General features: G+C 45.2%; 13 protein-coding genes (2 of these 13 cut by a window edge). 10 read left to right on the top strand and 3 right to left on the bottom strand.

Going from position 1 to position 17,500, the window contains the following annotated elements; genetic code table 11:
• The 5 genes from rplL to rpsG all read left to right on the top strand — a co-directional run.
• Positions 1–77: the 3' end of a 50S ribosomal protein L7/L12 gene (gene rplL, locus JWG44_RS21160; RefSeq protein WP_118967631.1), read on the top strand. The gene continues 301 nt to the left of window position 1, outside the view; the window shows 77 of its 378 coding nt (coding positions 302–378); the start codon falls outside the window, past its left edge; its stop codon occupies positions 75–77.
• 245 nt (positions 78–322) lie between these two features.
• Positions 323–4,003, top strand: a complete 3,681-nt coding sequence (gene rpoB, locus JWG44_RS21155; protein ID WP_205277002.1) for a DNA-directed RNA polymerase subunit beta — start codon at positions 323–325, stop codon at positions 4,001–4,003.
• Positions 4,004–4,005: 2 nt separating this feature from the next.
• Positions 4,006–8,226 (top strand): DNA-directed RNA polymerase subunit beta', encoded by a 4,221-nt coding sequence (gene rpoC / locus JWG44_RS21150; protein WP_205277001.1) that lies wholly within the window; start codon positions 4,006–4,008, stop codon positions 8,224–8,226.
• Positions 8,227–8,448: 222 nt separating this feature from the next.
• A complete protein-coding gene (rpsL, locus tag JWG44_RS21145) occupies positions 8,449–8,823 on the top strand; it encodes a 30S ribosomal protein S12 (RefSeq protein WP_001142358.1) in 375 nt (124 codons plus the stop codon).
• Between the two features lie 17 nt (positions 8,824–8,840).
• Positions 8,841–9,314, top strand: a complete 474-nt coding sequence (rpsG, locus tag JWG44_RS21140; RefSeq protein WP_069608389.1) for a 30S ribosomal protein S7 — start codon at positions 8,841–8,843, stop codon at positions 9,312–9,314.
• Between the two features lie 480 nt (positions 9,315–9,794).
• Here the strand turns inward: rpsG and JWG44_RS21135 are convergent, their stop codons facing one another.
• From JWG44_RS21135 to JWG44_RS21125, 3 genes are all read right to left on the bottom strand, one after another.
• Positions 9,795–10,829: a YeiH family protein gene (locus tag JWG44_RS21135; RefSeq protein ID WP_205277000.1), complete on the bottom strand. Its 1,035-nt coding sequence runs from the start codon at positions 10,827–10,829 to the stop codon at positions 9,795–9,797.
• Between the two features lie 148 nt (positions 10,830–10,977).
• Complete coding sequence (locus JWG44_RS21130; RefSeq protein ID WP_205276999.1) at positions 10,978–12,018, bottom strand: MBL fold metallo-hydrolase; 1,041 nt, start codon at positions 12,016–12,018, stop codon at positions 10,978–10,980.
• A gap of 153 nt (positions 12,019–12,171) precedes the next feature.
• Complete coding sequence (locus JWG44_RS21125; RefSeq protein ID WP_205276998.1) at positions 12,172–12,936, bottom strand: helix-turn-helix transcriptional regulator; 765 nt, start codon at positions 12,934–12,936, stop codon at positions 12,172–12,174.
• Between the two features lie 259 nt (positions 12,937–13,195).
• On the opposite strand from JWG44_RS21125, the gene JWG44_RS21120 reads away from it, so the two are divergent.
• The 5 genes in view from JWG44_RS21120 to rplD are tightly spaced (at most 35 nt apart) and all read left to right on the top strand, a layout consistent with a single transcriptional unit that may run on beyond the window.
• Entirely contained in the window at positions 13,196–15,076 is a 1,881-nt protein-coding gene (locus tag JWG44_RS21120) for an elongation factor G-like protein (protein WP_205276997.1), read from the top strand.
• 35 nt (positions 15,077–15,111) lie between these two features.
• Positions 15,112–16,317: an elongation factor Tu gene (gene tuf / locus JWG44_RS21115; protein ID WP_069608386.1), complete on the top strand. Its 1,206-nt coding sequence runs from the start codon at positions 15,112–15,114 to the stop codon at positions 16,315–16,317.
• Positions 16,318–16,330: 13 nt separating this feature from the next.
• Entirely contained in the window at positions 16,331–16,639 is a 309-nt protein-coding gene (rpsJ, locus tag JWG44_RS21110) for a 30S ribosomal protein S10 (RefSeq protein WP_000918607.1), read from the top strand.
• A gap of 12 nt (positions 16,640–16,651) precedes the next feature.
• Entirely contained in the window at positions 16,652–17,272 is a 621-nt protein-coding gene (gene rplC, locus JWG44_RS21105; RefSeq protein ID WP_118967637.1) for a 50S ribosomal protein L3, read from the top strand.
• A gap of 14 nt (positions 17,273–17,286) precedes the next feature.
• Positions 17,287–17,500: the start of a 50S ribosomal protein L4 gene (gene rplD / locus JWG44_RS21100; protein WP_205276996.1), read on the top strand. The gene runs 422 nt beyond the window's last position; 214 of the gene's 636 nt are visible here — the first part of the coding sequence; its start codon is at positions 17,287–17,289; its stop codon lies off the right edge, out of view.

Below are 17,500 nucleotides of genomic sequence, written 5' to 3'. Positions count from 1 at the left end.
TTTCTAAGGCAGAAGCTGATGACCTCAAAAAGAAACTCGAGGGCGTTGGCGCACAGATTGAACTCAAAGCGAGCTAATCGTTTCGTTAGAGCTCTGTTAGCGCTAGCTTTCAAAAAATCCTTTCACTCACGGCAAGGAGGCCTGGTTTCAGGCCCTCTTGCTCGTTTGTATTTACAGCCTTTCAGAATTTTGGTATCTTTTCTAAAAAAAGACCCTACGCTGAAAGAGTTCGATTCCTTCTTTTTTGCCCAAAGCGAGAATTTAGGTTCATCTTGTTTATACAGGTCATAGTTTTTTTCATCATCGATAGGGAGCACAAAGAATGTACGGTCAAGTAGAGAGAAAACGGGTAAATTTCGGAAAAATCACGAATCTGGATTACCTTCCTAACTTGATTCAAATTCAGAAGCGTTCTTTTGACTGGTTTCTTCAGACAGACGTTAAGGATGAAACCAAAAGAAAGCATCAAGGATTAGAAGCTGTATTCCGGGAGACCTTTCCGATCGAAAGCCCCAACAACGACATGATCATGGAATACAGTCATTATGTTCTCGGAGAACCAAAACGTTCTCCTCAAGAATGTAAAGACACGGACGCGACATTCGCACTTCCGTTAAAAGCAGTTATCAGGTTAATCATCAAAGAAACCGGAGAAATCCGCGAACAAACGGTTTACATGGGCGATCTTCCCGTGATGACCGAGCAGGGAACGTTTATCATCAACGGAGCGGAACGTGTCGTCGTTTCTCAGCTTCACCGTTCTCCAGGTATATTCTTTTCTTATGATATGGAAAGAGACGTTTTCTCAGCTAGAGTGATTCCTTACAGAGGCTCTTGGTTGGAATTCGAAATGGACAACAAGGGAATTCTGATCGCGAAAATCGACAGAAAGAAAAAATTCCCTGCCACTCTTCTCATCAAATCATTAGGACACGGAACCAACGAAGAAGTTCTTCGTCTTTTCTACAGTTCCAGAAAAGAAAAAATCGCCGGCGCTACTTCCAAAGATCTGAAAAAGATTCTGGGAAGAAGAACCATCAACGATATCATCAACATGGAAACCGGAGAGGTAATGCTCGAAGCCGGTTCCAAGGTCAACGAAGACAATATCTCCATCTTAAAAGAGATGAAGGTAAAAGAAGTCGAACTGATCGAATTCCCGAAAGGAAAAGATAACCCGATTCTGATCAACGCTCTTGAAAAAGACGGGGTCAACGACTACGAGGATGCGATTCTTAAATTCCACTCTTTGATGCGTCAGGGCGAACCTTCCACCATCGAGAACGCGACTACGGAGTTGACTCGTCTTTTCTTCTCTCCGAAAACTTTCGATCTCGGAGACGTGGGTCGTTACAAAATCAATTCTAAGTTTGAATTCAATAACCCGAAAGAATTTTCCGGTGAAAAAGCGCGCGTCCTGAGACCGGCGGACATCATCGAAACGGTTCGTTACATTCTGAATCTTTTCTCCGAAACAGAAAACTACTATCCGGACGATATCGATCACCTTGGAAACAGAAGGATCCGTTCGGTCGGTGAGTTGATCTCGAACCAACTCAAAACCGGATTCTCCAGAGTGGAAAGAGTGATCAAGGAAAGAATGACCGTTCAGGAGATTGAAACCCAAACTCCTCAACTTCTCATTTCGATCAAACCGATCACCGCGGTGATCAACGAATTTTTCGGTTCTTCTCAACTTTCTCAGTTTATGGATCAGACAAACCCTCTCGCGGAATTGACTCACAAACGAAGATTGAACGCGCTCGGTCCCGGAGGTCTTTCCAGAGATAGAGCCGGTATGGAAGTGCGGGACGTTCACTATTCTCACTACGGTAGAATGTGTCCGATTGAAACTCCGGAAGGTCCGAACATCGGTCTGATTCTTTCTATGTCTTCGTATGCTCGTGTAAACGACTACGGATTCTTAGAAACTCCTTACAGAACGGTTAAAAATTCCAAAGTCACCGGTCAGATCGAACACCTTACCGCAGACAAAGAAGAATATCATTATATCGCACAAGCATCGGGTGTTCTCGACGAAAAAGGAGAACTCAAAAACAAATTGATCTCCACTCGTCACAGAGGGGACTTTCCTTTCCGTAACCCGAGCGAGATCCAATACATGGACTTGGCTCCTCTTCAAGTCGTTTCGGTTTCTACGGCGCTCATTCCTTTCTTGGAACACGACGACGCGAACCGCGCCTTGATGGGTTCCAACATGCAACGTCAAGCGGTTCCTCTTCTCCGTGAAGAAGCTCCTTTTGTCGGAACGGGAATGGAAACCAGAGCCGCTTACGATTCTAGAATTTGTATCGTGAACAAACACGACGGAGTTGTCGTTTCCGTGGATGCGGAAAAAATCGTCGTGGAAAGAAAGGGCGGAAAAGAATCCGATACCTACGATCTTACAAAATTCAAAAAGACCAACCAAGGAACCTGCTTCAACCAGAAGCCGATCGTCGGAGTGGTTCACTCCGATTACGACGGAAAAGTAACCAAGGTTTCGAAAGAAAAAATAGAAGTCACACGCGATAACGGAGATGTGAAAGAATACATTCTCCAGATGGGAAGCAGACAATATTCTCCGATCGTTTCTTCCGGAGACGAAGTAAAACGCGGAACCACTCTCGCGGGACAAATCGTCGCAGGTGAGAAGTTGGATGAGATCGGAAATATTCTCGTGAAGGGAACCGTTCTTGCCGACGGTCCTGCGGTCGACAACGGAGTTCTTGCTCTCGGTAGAAACGTCCTTGCGGCGTTTATGCCTTGGGAAGGTTACAACTTCGAAGATGCGATTTTGATTTCCGAAAGAATCGTTCGCGACGACGTTTTCTCTTCCATCCACATCGAAGAATTCGAGATCCAAGCCAGAGAAACAAAACTCGGCCCGGAACAAATCACTCGAGATATTCCGAATCTTTCGGACAAAGCGTTCCGTGATTTGGACGAAACCGGTGTGATTCGTGTCGGCGCGGAAGTGAAACCGGGAGATATTCTCGTGGGAATGGTGACTCCAAAAGGGGAAACCGATCTAACACCGGAATACAAACTTCTTCATTCTATCTTTGGTGAAAAAGCCAAGGACGTTCGTGATTCTTCTCTCAGAATGCCGAACGGTTTTGAAGGAACCGTCATCGATATCAAACGATTCTCACGCGAGAATCAAGACGAACTTCCTGCGGGCGTGGAAGAAATGGTGAAGGTATTCGTAGCCAGAAAGAGAAAACTTCTGGTTGGGGATAAAATGGCCGGACGCCACGGTAACAAAGGGGTCGTCGCTCGTGTAATGGCGGAAGAAGACATGCCTTACATGGAAGACGGAACTCCGATGGACATCGTCTTAAACCCGTTAGGCGTTCCTTCACGGATGAACCTCGGTCAGATTTTTGAAACTCAGTTGGGTTTTGCCGCGAGCAAACTCGGAATTTCTTTTGAAACTCCGGTCTTTGACGGCGCCGAAGAAACCGACGTGGACAACTTCTGCAAAGAGGCGAATCTTCCTCTGAATTCTAAATTCAAACTTTTTGACGGTAGAACCGGACTTCCTTTTATGAACGAAGTCTTCTGCGGTTATATCTATATCCTAAAACTCGCTCACTTGGTGGAAGATAAGATCCACGCAAGATCGACCGGTCCTTACTCTTTGGTGACTCAACAACCGCTCGGAGGAAAGGCTCAGTTCGGGGGTCAGCGTCTTGGGGAAATGGAAGTCTGGGCTCTCGAAGCTTACGGCGCTTCTCATACTCTTCAGGAACTTTTGACCATCAAGTCCGATGATATGCTCGGACGTGCGAGAATCTACGAAGCGATCGTAAAGGGAATCCATTCCATCAAACCTGGTATCCCCGAATCCTTCAACGTATTGGTTCAAGAGCTTAGAGGGCTTGCTCTGGATATCATCATCACCGACTCGGAAGGAAACACTGTGGATATTTCCGACTACGAAGATGAATATTCTAAGAGTAAGAAAAAAATTAAATTCGAGACTATAGAGAACGCATAACAATGAGATCCCATAACGACTTCGAATCGATTACAATCCGCCTGGCTTCTCCCGAAAGGATCAAAGAATGGTCTTACGGAGAAGTTAAAAAACCAGAGACCATCAACTACCGGACCTTAAAACCCGAGAAAGACGGTCTTTTCTGCGAGAAAATTTTCGGAACCACTAAAGACTGGGAATGTTACTGCGGTAAGTTCAAGTCCATCCGTTACAAGGGTGTGGTTTGCGATAAGTGCGGGGTAGAGGTAACTCACTCTAAAGTTCGTCGTGAAAGAATGGGCCATATCGAACTCGCGGCCCCGGTTTCTCATATTTGGTATTATCGTTCCGTTCCTTCGAGAATGGGACTTTTGCTCGATATGACTGTGAACCAGTTAAAGAGCGTCCTCTACTTTGAAAAATATGTAATCATCGATCCTGCGGATTCGGGAAGAAACCGCGGTGAACTCATCGACGAAGAAGAATACCACGCTTACCTCGACGAGTACGGAGACAAGTTCGTTGCAGGGATCGGCGCGGACGCGATCAAAGAACTTCTAGCCCGTATCGACGTCGACGCGGAAGCGAGAATGATCCGCCAAAAAATCCAGGACAAAGATAAAATCTCCGATAAAAGAATTCTCAAACGTCTGGAAGTTTTGGAAGCGTTCCGTGATTCCGGAAACCGCCCCGAGTGGATGGTGCTCGACATCGTTCCCGTCATTCCTCCAGAACTTCGTCCTATGGTTCAGTTGGAAGGTGGTAGATTCGCAACTTCCGACTTGAACGACCTTTACCGTCGTGTCATCAACCGTAACAACCGTCTCAAAAGACTTCTCGCTCTGAAAGCTCCCGAGATCATCGTTCGTAACGAAAAGAGAATGTTGCAGGAAGCCGTTGACGCTTTGTTTGACAACTCTCGTAGAAAACGGGCGGTCAAAGGAAAGGGAAACCGTCCTCTTAAATCCATCTCTGACATGCTCAAAGGGAAACAAGGTCGTTTCCGTCAGAACCTTCTCGGTAAGCGGGTCGACTACTCCGGTCGTTCCGTAATCGTAGTCGGTCCCGAGCTGAAATACCACGAGATGGGCCTTCCAAAGAAAATGGCTTTGGAACTTTTCAAACCTTTTATCATGAAGAGACTTGTGGATCTGGATTTAGCTCCGAACATCAAGTCCGCTAAAAAGAAAGTGGAAGCCGAAGACAAAGAAGTTTTCGACGTTTTAGAATACGTCGTAAAAGAGCACCCTGTGATGTTGAACAGAGCTCCGACCCTTCACCGTCTCGGGATCCAGGCGTTCTTACCGATCCTTGTGGAAGGAAAGGCGATCAAGCTCCATCCTCTCGTATGTCACGCGTTCAACGCCGACTTCGACGGTGACCAGATGGCGATCCACGTTCCTCTGACTCCAAAGGCCCAGTTGGAAACTTGGATGTTGATGCTTTCTCCTCACAACATTCTCAACCCCGCAAACGGACATCCGATCTGCGGACCGACTCAGGATATCGTATTAGGAATTTATTATCTAACTTCCGAACTTCCGACTCCTGCCGGCGTTCCTCTGAAATCTTTCTCGAACTTGGACGAGGTTCACTACGCGATCGATAGAGGCGTGGTAGAATTTAGAACCAAGATCAGCGTTTATCACCAAGGAAAGATTCTGGAAACGACTCCGGGAAGATTGATCTTCAACACCATTCTTCCGGAAGGTTACGCTTACGTAAACAAGGCTCTTTCCGATAAGGAAACAAACAAGATCATCGCGGACGTTTACGACAAATACGGTCCTGCAAAAACGGTTTTGATGCTCGACGATATTAAAAAATTAGGATATCGTTATGCGACTCTTTTCGCTCCTACCATCTCCATCGAAGACATCCGTGTGTCTCCGGGTAAGGTCGGTCTCGTAGGAGACGCGAACAAAGAAGTCGAAAAAGCCGACTCCGAGTATCGCAAAGGTATCATCACAAACGAAGAACGCCGTAAAAAGGTAATCGAGATCTGGACAAAAACCAACGACCTCATCACCGAATCCATGTTCAAGGAACTGGAAAAAGACAAGGGCGGATTCAATCCCGTGTTCATCATGGCGGCTTCCGGTGCAAGAGGATCGAAACAACAGATTCGTCAGCTCGCGGGAATGCGCGGTCTTATGGCGAAACCTTCGGGAGAAATCATCGAGCTCGCGATTCGTTCCAACTTCCGCGAAGGTCTTTCGGTTCTTGAATTCTTCATCTCCACTCACGGTGCGAGAAAAGGTCTTGCGGATACGGCGTTAAAGACCGCGGACGCAGGGTATCTCACTCGTCGTCTTGTGGATATTTCTCAGGACGTAATCATCTCCGAAGACGATTGCGGAACGGAAGAATCCATTTCCTTAGGTATCGTAAAAGAAGGCGAGAACGTGATCGTTTCCTTGAACGACCGCGTCTTCGGGCGTTATACCGCTGAAAGTATTATCGATCCTGTTACCGACCAAGTCGTGTATCCAAGAAACACTCTGATCACAAGAGAAGTCGGACAAAAAATCGAAAACCTCGGTTATGATAAGATCCGAGTTCGTTCTCCTCTGACTTGCGAATCCAAACAAGGCGTTTGTATCTGCTGTTACGGTATGGACATGGCGAGACTCATTCCTGCGGAAATAGGGGAAGCGGTCGGAACCATCGCGGCCCAGTCGATCGGACAACCTGGAACTCAGCTTACGATGAGAACGTTCCACATCGGTGGTGCGGCGTCCGCAAAGGTTCAGGAAAAAGAACACAAAGTTTCTTATACTGCGATCGTAAACAATATCAACGGACGTTTGCTCCGTAACGATAAAGAACAAAACGTATTCTCTCGTCGCGGGTCCATCGTAATTCAGAGATTGATTCAACAATACAAGATGGAAGAACTTTCCAACTTGAGAGTTGAAAACGGTCAGAAGGTGGACAAAGGGGAATTGGTTGCAACCGCTCCGAGCGGCGAGAACATCACTTCCGAAATGCCGGGAGCCATTCACATTGAGAACGGGGTTTTCAGAATCTTGGGAGAAGAGGCCGTGATTCCGGTTAAGACTGGAACCGTCGTAAACGTAAAAGTGAACGATATCACACAGCCGAACCAACCGATCGCTGAATTTGACCCTTATAACGAAGTCGGTATTTCCGAATTCGACGGAAGCATTCAGTGGATGGATCTCGAGATCGGTAAGAACGTAAGAAGAGACGAGGACGTTAAGACTTCCAACATTCTTCTGAAAGTGATCGAACAGAGAAGAGAAAAGCTCAACCCGAGGATCGCGGTTATATCCGGAAGCTCAAGAGAAGAGTATTCAGTTCCTGTGGATGCGCTTATCTCCGTTCAAGACGGCGACAAGGTTAAAGCCGGAGACATTCTTTTCAAAATCCCGACGGTAGCCGAGAAAACTCGAGATATTACCGGCGGTCTTCCAAGGGTGGACGAACTTTTCGAAGCGAGAAGACCTAAGGATGCTACAACTCTTGCAGAGACCGATGGTAGAATCGAAATCAGCGGAGAGATCGTAAAAGAAAAACGGATTCTTTATATCCACCCGGACAATCCGGATCAGGAAAAAGTAAAAGTTGCGATTCCGATCGGAAAACAGATTCGGGTTCGTAACGGAGACTTCGTGAAGAGAGGGGATCAGATCGACGACGGTAATCTCGATCCTCACGACATTCTTCGCGTAAAAGGTGTTACCGCGCTTCAAGTCTATCTCGTACAAGAAGTCCAAGAGGTCTACAGACTCCAAGGGGTTCATATCAACGATAAACACATCGAAGTTGTGGTTCGCCAGATGCTCAGAAAAGTTCTGATTACCGATTCCGGCGATACAAGCTTTGTGAATCAGCAACAGATCGATCGTCTTGTTTTCAACGACGAAAACAAAAGAGTGATCGCGGAAGGTGGTTCTCCTGCGGACTCGGTTCCGATTCTTCTTGGACTTACAAAAGCGTCCTTGAATACGGAATCGTTCTTCTCGGCGGCTTCTTTCCAGGAAACTACGAAAGTTCTTACCGACGCGGCGATCAAAGGAAAAACCGATAACTTGATGGGTCTTAAAGAGAACGTCATCATCGGTCACATGATTCCTGCGGGAACCGGAACGAAGAAGTATAAGGATATCGCGGTATTCAAAACTACTTACGGAGATTTGGACCGTCCTCTGGAAGAAGAAGAGGAAGAGGAAATTCCACAAGCGATTGCGGAAGAATCCGACGCGGACGGAGACGAGTAAAAAGCCGCACGCCGCGCTCGATCGAAACGGCGTGTTGTGAAAATCCGGATTCTTCTTTCCCGATCAAAAGGAGTGAAGAATCTGAGATGGAACAAAATGGTTCCTTTTGGAGAATTCTCCAAATTGAAGCCGAATGAGAACGATCGTCATTCACTTTACAAATCGGAAGTGTTTGAAGATCTGGTAAAAAGCGATCTGAAATTTTTTTAGAGAAGGATATTCATGCCAACAATCAGTCAATTGATTCGCCACGGCAGGCAAAAGCAGAAGAAGAGAACAAAATCTCCTGCGTTAAAGAGCTCTCCTCAGAGAAGAGGAGTTTGTACAAGAGTAATGACGTTCACCCCAAAAAAACCGAACTCGGCTTTGAGAAAGGTTGCAAGGGTTCGTCTTACTACTGGAATCGAAGTTACCGCATACATTCCCGGTGAGGGACATAATCTTCAGGAACACAACGTGGTCCTGATTCGTGGTGGAAGGGTAAAAGACCTTCCGGGGGTTCGTTATCATATTATCCGTGGAACCCTGGATACCTTGGGTGTGGATAAAAGAAGAAACGGTCGCTCCAAATACGGCGCGAAACGTCCTAAGGCATAATCGGGAGATAAGAATCGATGTCTAGAAGAAGAGGAAAAGTTGAACCCCGGAAAATTACTCCGGATCCAGTTTACAACGACGTTCAAGTTGCGAAGTTTATTAACTGCCTTATGTTAAGTGGTGGGAAATCCGTAGCTGAGAAATTATTCTACGATGCGTTAGAAATCATTCAGAAAAAAACAGGGAATGATCCTTACACGACATTCCGTGAAGCATTAGAAAATTCTAAACCACAGGTGGAAGTTAAATCCAGAAGAGTGGGTGGGGTTACTTATCAGGTTCCTATCGAAGTTCGTCCTGAAAGACGACTCGCTCTTGGAATCCGTTGGTTGATCCGTTATTCCAGAGATAGAAACGAAAAGGGAATGGCGGCTAAATTGGCGGCGGAGTTTATCGAAGCACAAAAAGGCACCGGTTCGGCTATCAAGAAAAAAGAAGATATCCGGAAAATGGCGGAAGCGAACAAAGCATTCTCCCACTATCGCTGGTAAGAAAGATTTTTTTAGACTCTCGAGAAGAGAGTCGATTTCAGATCGTAAAAAGAGAGGCACTTGCCTCTCTTTTTTGTTTTTAAGGGACCGGGCGGTTTTAATGTGGGGTTGGATTTTTCTCGGAGACCAGCAAGGATTCGCTGAGAAAAGTGATCGAGCGGATCCCTCCGTTAAACAGGAATCGGCTCGGGACGGATAAGTGCGGGAACTCCCCGTTTTATCAGAAAGGCTCTGAGAATTTTGGATAGGAAAGATCTGCTGAAAAGTAGGAACTCCCAAAAATTGGCAAGATTTCACTGAGAGTTCGACAAGTGTAGGATCTCTTACTTCCCTTCCAAAAGGTTCGCAAGACCAATCGAAGTAGGAACTCCTAATATTCTTGTCTTAACAAAGTTTCACTGAGGACTCCGTAAATGTAGGATCTCACACTTTTTCTTCAAACAGTTTTCACCTTGAACGAAAGTAGGAACTCCACCTCCTTCAACGGAAGATCCGAGAACCCAAATACGAAACCCACCAACCGGAACAAAGAAGATAAAAGAGAATGAGGACCGACAAATACATCGCCTTCAGTCCGACCTTTTTGACTTTTTGCAGATTTGTTTCCAAACCCATCCCGGCGATCGCGACCAACATTAGAAACAGACCGGTCCTACTGAAAAATATCGCGAATGCGCTCGGAACAATTCCGGTAGAATTGAAAGCGATCACGAGAATAAATGCAAAGACAAACCAGGGTTTCTCAACGCGAAGCTGATTCTCTTCTTCGGACTTGATTCGACTTCGGTTTAAAAACCAACTCAAAAAAATCAACATCGGAGCTAAGAACATTACACGAGTCAATTTCACAAACGTCGCGGTCTTTCCGGTTTCTTCAGAGATGGAAAAACCGGCGGAAATCACCTGGCCGACTTCGTGAATCGTTGCCCCTAAAAAAATTCCTATATTAGAATCATCTAATCCGATCAGACATCCACTTTTATACAAGATAGGATAAGCAAACATCGAAATCGTTCCGAACAATGTCACGCTTGCTATCGCGACTGCGTTTTGATGATTTTCGGATTTTACGATCGGAGCAGTCGCTAAAACCGCCGAGGCGCCGCAGATGGAAGACCCAGCCGCGATTAAGTAGCTCATCGTATCGTCCAAATGAAAACACTTCTTCGCAATCAGAACGGCAAAGAAGAATGTGGAGACGACGACCAACAGATCAGCGGCTAATGCGTGTAAGCCGATCATTTCAATATCTTGAAACGTCATTCGAAAACCGAGTAGAACGATCGAAAGACGTAGAATTTCTCGCATCGAATATTTAATTCCCAATTGAAAAGATGCGGACAAGGACACCGTGTTTCCGATAAGAATCCCGAACACGATCGCCACGGTCAAAGGAGAAAAACCTATTACCGTAAGATAGGGTTCCGAATATTTGGAGATAAATCCGATTCCTCCCGTCAGTATCAGACCCGGAAAGTAACGTCTTATTTTTTTCCCAAGAGTTGCGATGTTCATAAAGCCAAAGCCGGTCTTTGAATCGATATTGGAAGACGGCTTTTTGAAAATATTTCCAAACTAAATTCATATTTCATAAAATTCAATATTTTGAATGTTCCTTTGGTTTTTATCCTGAATGGAATGGACTCTTTTTTGAATCAAAAGTTTACTTTTTTTCGGTCGGAAAGATTTGATTTTTCCGCTCGGATTTTTCAATAACATGAATCCAGTCTCCTACACGAACCTTTTTGTAAACTTCCTCGAATTCCTTTTCGAATTTAAGGATCACTTCATCGCTGCTATCGTGGCCGCCGATTCCGATCAGACCAATATTCTTATTTTTTAATAATCTTATATCTTCTTCGACTTCTTTTTCTTGAATCGTATGAAAAGGGTCGGTTCCGGAGGCGAAAATTCTCTGCAAATTTAAACCGAAAAACTTGAGTCTTCCGTTGGGAATGGGATAGTGTAAATCCCCGACGATTCCGTAGATTTTTTCTTCAAAAACGTTTTCGACTTCTTCCATCATTTTAGGAAGCGTTTGATGTCCGCACCCCGAAATCAAAACGATTCCCTTGCCTTCAAGGTGGATCGCCAAGGCTTGTTCGTCGATTCTTCCCATAAAGAGTTGTCTTGGAATCGGACCGAGACTCGCGATTCCCGGAAACAATACGGTGGTCTTCGAGATTGTTCTCGGATTTATCTTTGGATATCGTATTTCAACCGGAGAAAAAACCTCTTTTCCGGAAAGGTCGATTTGTTCTTTGTCGAGAGAAAACGTCCTATTTCTTTCCCATTCTTTTCCGCCCACGTGATCAAAATGAAGATGAGAAAGAAAAATCGTATCGATCTCCTCGATAGAAATTCCCAATTCTTTCATATTGTGAACCAATGGAGAAGGGGATTCTCCTTTTGCGTTATGTGCAACGTCGAAAAGAATTTTTTTATGATCGGCGACGATCAGATATGAAACTCCCATCTCGGTTCGCAGGCCGTCTCGGCTTTTGTGCCAGTTTACGAGGGGAAGAATCGAAAGCGTTTTTACGCTTCCAAAATTGCGGATCTTAGAAACGCGTCTCTCTTTCCAAAACGCCTCGATCTCTTTTCTTTTTTGATCGTGGTTCCAAAAATACATTCCAAAAATCGAAAGAATCAGAACGAGGAGGAGAACAAAAACGTTTCGGAGGATTTTAAAACCTTTTTTCATAAGAAACCTTCTTTGAAAAACGAAGAGCGTAATTTGCCTGACATAACCGGAACGGAGGACGAAAAATAAAAAGAAGAATCGAACTGAATCTTAGAATCATAGAACATGATTCTAAGATACGATATAAAAAAAGACTCGTCTTGAACGAAGGGGTTAAGTTGGAAAAATTCGAAATGTCTGCGAACCTTTTCCTTTTACGAACTCCGAAGGACTCATTCCGAACGATCTTCGAAAGATTCTGCTAAAATGAGCCTGGTCGGCAAACCCGCCTTGATACGCGGCCTGAACCAGTTCAGGCTGAGTTCCGAGAGAAAGGATCGCTCTCCTTGTTTTGATCCAAAGTCTATAACCTGAAAAAGTGATTCCCGTTTCTTTCCGGAAGAGATGACGAAAACGACTCGGAGAAAGTTCGGCTTCTTTTGCGACTTCCTTGAGAGTGAGCGTATCCTCGGAATCGGAGAGGATCTTTATACTTCGAATGATTCTTACGTCTTTTGGGGATATCGATTTTTCGGTTCCGTTTTTAAGGATTCTTTTTGCGATTTCGTTTTTAAAAATTTCGGGCGAAAAGTCCAAAGGATCAAAGAAGAATCGAATTTTTTCCCAATCCAAGACGTCTCCGATTTCGATCGCGGGTTTTCCCGGAATAAGATTGCGATCCGGAAAAAGGCCGGCTCCTATCGTAATCGGATCGAGAAGAATCAAAACAAAATCTCGATCGTTCTTTTCCGTCTCGTGACTCACTCCGGAAGGAATCAGCGCGGCCTTGTAGGAATACCAATTGCCGTCGCTTCCCTTTAAACGGAATTCCTCTTTATTTCCTAAACAGAGTTGGATAAAAAAATGACTGTGACGTTTTGTGGAAAAGGACGGTCCGATATAGATCGCCATATCTTTCCAAATCCATAACTTTTGCATTCGTTTCGCCGACAACTTTCTCTTCTTTCGGTTTTAGGTAAGATCGACTTTTCGAAATTCTACGCAATCGGTTTCTTGTTTGAGAGGAATTTTTGCATCTCCGCAGGATCTTGTCTTTTGTTTTCGACTTCCAAAACTCGAAACTCAAGGATCCACAATCCTTTTTGAATTTGTTTTTCGGATTCTAAAAAAAAAAGAATCGATCCATCAAGAGATTCTTAATTTTGTAAGTTCTTAAGCGAAGACCGAGGTCGAACCAATGAAAATCTTAAACGTAGGAATCTTTGCCCATATCGACGCGGGAAAAACAACTCTTCTCGAAAGAATTCTTTATGAAACGGGGAAGATCCGAAGACCGGGAACCATCGAAGAAGGAACGACCGAATCCGATTATCTCGCGGAAGAAATCGCGCGCGGGATCTCCATACAATCCACGCTCGCGAGGGTTTTTTGGCCGAATGAAAAAGATGCGAAGGTATTATTTCAATTCTTAGATAACCCGGGCCACTTGGACTTTCAGAGTCAGACGAGCGCCTCTCTTGTAGTCGCCGACCTCGGTGTAGTTCTCATCGACGCGTTTGAAGGACTCAAATCTCAGACGCTTCAAAACGTAGAATGGCTCCGCAAACGAAAAATCCCGATTCTATTCTTTCTCAACAAACTCGATCGAAAAGGAATCGATATCACCGACTCTCTCGTGGATCTCGAAGCTGTCCTCGAAAAAGAACCGATTCTTCTCTGGAAAGAGGACGCGGAATTTTCCCTTTTCCAAGAACGGAGTTCCGACCAAAGTCTTCTTCCTCTTTTAGAATGGGATGCCGAACTTTCGGAAAGGTATCTTAAGAATCCGGATTCTCTTTCGGTTCTCGCACGCGAGGGTTTTTCCCGAGGTTTTTGGAAGGGAGAATTTTTCCCCGTCCTTGGCGGATCCGCACTACAGGGGGATGGGGTGAGGGAACTCCTACTTTCTCTGGATCTTCTTTCTCAAAATTTCTCTTTTTCTCTTCGGCCTCCGGAAGAATTGGGAATCGCCTTTAAGCGGGAACTCCACCCGGATTTAGGGAAGATCGTCTACATTCTTCCTTCAAAGGAGTTCCTACAAAATCAAAAGTTCTGGTCTATTTCCGGAGAAGGCACGATTGATTCCATTCATCTTATCTCCACGCGCGATTTTGAAGAGATCGGAAAAACCAGAATTCGAGAGATTGTAGTAGTTCCGGGACTCGATTCTCTCAAGCCGGGAGACGTTCTCTATTCTTCTCCGCAGAAGGAATACAAGTCGGAACTCAGTCCTGTTCGAAAACAGTTCCAGATTCTTCTCGAACCCGAAACTTCCGAAGAAAGGGAAGGGCTCTGGACCGCACTCAATCAACTCACTTGGCTCGATGAAGGCTTAGAAACAAAAGTCCTGATCGATACGGGGCAAATTCAACTTTCCGGACTCGGTGAATTGCATCTCGAAGTCTCTCTCTCTCGATTGAAAGAATTCTTTCCTCATAAAGTGAATGTCAGCGGGATAAAAGTTGCAAGGTTTGAGCTTTGGAAAAAAATGGTCCTACAGAGTGAATTTCAGCATACCGCGTTTGATCAAAAAATCTCAAGCGGACAGGTGCACGCCTCTCTGGCAAGCTCTAACAGCTTTTCCAGGGAAGTGCGGTTTGAAACTAAGATTACTGAAACACTAGAAGAAGCCATTACATCAGCTTTTTATGAAGTAGTGGCAAAGGGATCCAAGGGAGAAGAAGTTCTCGGTTTGGATTTTATTGTTCATCGATACGATCCTCCGGATTCTTCGATTGAAACTTCTTCGCTTGTAAAAGTAGCCGTCATCAAAGGCTTAAAAGACATAATTCCGAACAACACGGAACTTGTGGGTCCGATTTCTCTATTAGAGATTTTGATACCAGATTCATCCTTGGGCGATGTGTTAGGTGCTCTCTCAAAGAGAAACGCTAAGATTCTCAATGTTGTTTCGCTCGGAGATGGCAAGTCGCTTGTTCACGCAAATGCTTCTACGGAAAACTTGCTTGGCTTTGCAAGCGTGCTTAGAAATATGACACAGGGAAGGGGTGTTCTGTCTCTGGACTCCCTTTTTGACTCTGAACACTATTACGTAATTACATTAGTCGATTCCCGTTAGGGTTCGTTAAAAAGTAAGGAGATTAAACAGTCGCTATGGCTAAAGAAAAATTTGATAGGTCGAAACCTCACTTAAACGTTGGTACAATTGGTCACGTGGATCATGGTAAAACAACCCTGACGGCAGCTATTACTACTACACTTGCAAAAGCGATCGGTGGTAAGAACAAAGCTGTTGCTTATGACCAAATTGATAATGCTCCGGAAGAAAAAGCTCGTGGAATCACCATCGCTACTTCTCACCAGGAATATGAAACTGCTAACCGTCACTACGCTCACGTAGATTGTCCTGGTCACGCCGACTATGTTAAAAACATGATCACCGGCGCGGCTCAGATGGACGCTGCGATCCTCGTTGTATCTGCAACCGACGGACCAATGCCACAAACGAAAGAACACATTCTCCTCGCTCGTCAGGTTGGTGTTCCTTACGTGATCGTATTCATCAACAAGGCGGACATGCTTGCGGCTGATGAAAGAGCTGAAATGATCGAAATGGTTGAGATGGACGTTCGCGACCTTCTTAACAAATACAACTTCCCAGGCGACGATACCCCTATCATTCACGGTTCCGCAGTAAAAGCTCTGGAAGGTGATGAATCGGAAATCGGTATGCCGGCAATTCTAAAATTGATGGAAGCTCTGGACACTTACGTTCCAAATCCAAAAAGAATTACAGACAAACCTTTCCTTATGCCTGTTGAAGACGTGTTCTCGATCACTGGTCGTGGAACTGTTGCAACTGGAAGAGTGGAACAAGGCGTTCTGAAAGTGAACGACGAAGTTGAAATCATCGGGATCCGCCCGACAACAAAAACTGTTGTTACCGGTATCGAAATGTTCAGAAAACTTCTCGATCAAGCGGAAGCTGGTGATAACATCGGTGCCCTTCTTCGTGGAACTAAAAAAGAAGACATCGAAAGAGGACAAGTTCTCGCTAAGCCGGGATCCATCACTCCTCACAAAAAATTTGCCGCTGAGGTTTACGTTTTAACAAAAGATGAAGGCGGACGTCACACTCCTTTCATCAACAACTATCGTCCTCAGTTCTACTTCAGAACGACCGACGTTACCGGAGTTTGTAACCTTCCTAACGGAATCGAAATGGTTATGCCAGGTGACAACGTTTCTCTGACTGTTGAATTGATCAGCCCGATCGCAATGGACAAAGGTCTCAAGTTCGCAATTCGCGAAGGTGGAAGAACCATTGGGTCCGGCGTTGTCGCGGACATCATTGAGTAAGAGCTCTTTAAAAATGGCCGGACAAAAAATAAGAGTAAAACTGAAAGCGTTCGACCATAGGTTGATTGACCAATCGACCTATGAGATCGTAGCAACTGCGAAAAGGACCGGAGCGACTGTCTCCGGCCCGATTCCTCTTCCTACTAAGAAAGAGATCTACACAGTTCTTCGTTCTCCGCACGTGAATAAAAAATCCAGAGAGCAGTTTGAATTAAAAACACACAAACGGCTCATCGATATCCTGGATACCAATGAAGACACTGTAGAAGCGCTGATGAAACTTCAGCTTCCTGCAGGGGTATCTGTAGATATCAAATCCTGAAGGTAAGGAACGATGGCAAAGGGATTAATCGGCAAAAAAGTTGGAATGTCTCAGATCTTTGACGAGCAGGGGAATATGATTCCCGTTACTGTATTGGAAGTCGGTCCCTGTGCCGTTTCTCAAGTCAAGTCTGTTGAAAATGACGGATACGAAGCGATCCAGTTGGCGTTTCAAGATACAAAAGAATTTCACCTCTCCAAAGCGGAAAAGAGCCACCTCGCGAAAGCGGGACTCGGACCGAAGAGAGTTTTGAGAGAATTTCGTAGTTTCGGAGATTCTCCTACAGCAGGTTCCGTTCTGAAAATTCAGGATGTTTTTGCTGTTTCTGACGTGGTAAAAGTTACCGGGGTCAGCAAAGGAAGAGGATTTCAAGGGGTTGTAAAACGCCATGGACACGCCGGCGGACCGGGTGGACACGGATCTCGTTTTCACAGACATCCTGGATCTATGGGTGCGAACTCTACTCCTTCTCGGGTTTTCAAAGGCGTTAAGCTTCCCGGAAGAACTGGTTCCCTCCAAACTACAGTCCGGAATTTGAAAGTAGTCCGGATCAATGAAGAAAAGAATCTTGTGTTCGTGAGCGGGGCGGTACCCGGCACTGCAAACACAGTAATTACGATCGAGAAGATTTAAAATCCGGGTTAGATATGAAAGCACAGAAGTATTCTAAAGAAGGAAAGCTGATTTCAGAAATCGAACTTCCTTCCGCACTCTTTGAAAGCAAGCTTAGCGTCGCTTCGATCTACGAAGCGATTAAGGCTGAGAATGCAAATATGCGTTCTGGAAACCACGCAACAAAAACCAGATCGGAAGTCCGCGGTGGTGGAAAAAAGCCTTGGGCTCAAAAGGGAACGGGTCGTG

This window comes from Leptospira ainazelensis (assembly GCF_016918785.1).
GTDB lineage: Bacteria > Spirochaetota > Leptospiria > Leptospirales > Leptospiraceae > Leptospira > Leptospira ainazelensis.
Note: the sequence above shows the minus strand (reverse complement) of the source record. Positions and strands in the feature narration are given on the sequence as shown.

What these genes read in the sequence shown, in the direction of transcription:
- rpoB (WP_205277002.1), top strand. Translation starts at nt 323, where the DNA reads ATGTACGGTCAAGTAGAGAGAAAACGGGTAAATTTCGGAAAAATCACG.
- rpoC (WP_205277001.1), top strand. Translation starts at nt 4,006, where the DNA reads ATGAGATCCCATAACGACTTCGAATCGATTACAATCCGCCTGGCTTCT.
- rpsL (WP_001142358.1), top strand. Translation starts at nt 8,449, where the DNA reads ATGCCAACAATCAGTCAATTGATTCGCCACGGCAGGCAAAAGCAGAAG.
- rpsG (WP_069608389.1), top strand. Translation starts at nt 8,841, where the DNA reads ATGTCTAGAAGAAGAGGAAAAGTTGAACCCCGGAAAATTACTCCGGAT.
- JWG44_RS21135 (WP_205277000.1), bottom strand. Translation starts at nt 10,829, where the DNA reads ATGAACATCGCAACTCTTGGGAAAAAAATAAGACGTTACTTTCCGGGT.
- JWG44_RS21130 (WP_205276999.1), bottom strand. Translation starts at nt 12,018, where the DNA reads ATGAAAAAAGGTTTTAAAATCCTCCGAAACGTTTTTGTTCTCCTCCTC.
- JWG44_RS21125 (WP_205276998.1), bottom strand. Translation starts at nt 12,936, where the DNA reads ATGCAAAAGTTATGGATTTGGAAAGATATGGCGATCTATATCGGACCG.
- JWG44_RS21120 (WP_205276997.1), top strand. Translation starts at nt 13,196, where the DNA reads ATGAAAATCTTAAACGTAGGAATCTTTGCCCATATCGACGCGGGAAAA.
- tuf (WP_069608386.1), top strand. Translation starts at nt 15,112, where the DNA reads ATGGCTAAAGAAAAATTTGATAGGTCGAAACCTCACTTAAACGTTGGT.
- rpsJ (WP_000918607.1), top strand. Translation starts at nt 16,331, where the DNA reads ATGGCCGGACAAAAAATAAGAGTAAAACTGAAAGCGTTCGACCATAGG.
- rplC (WP_118967637.1), top strand. Translation starts at nt 16,652, where the DNA reads ATGGCAAAGGGATTAATCGGCAAAAAAGTTGGAATGTCTCAGATCTTT.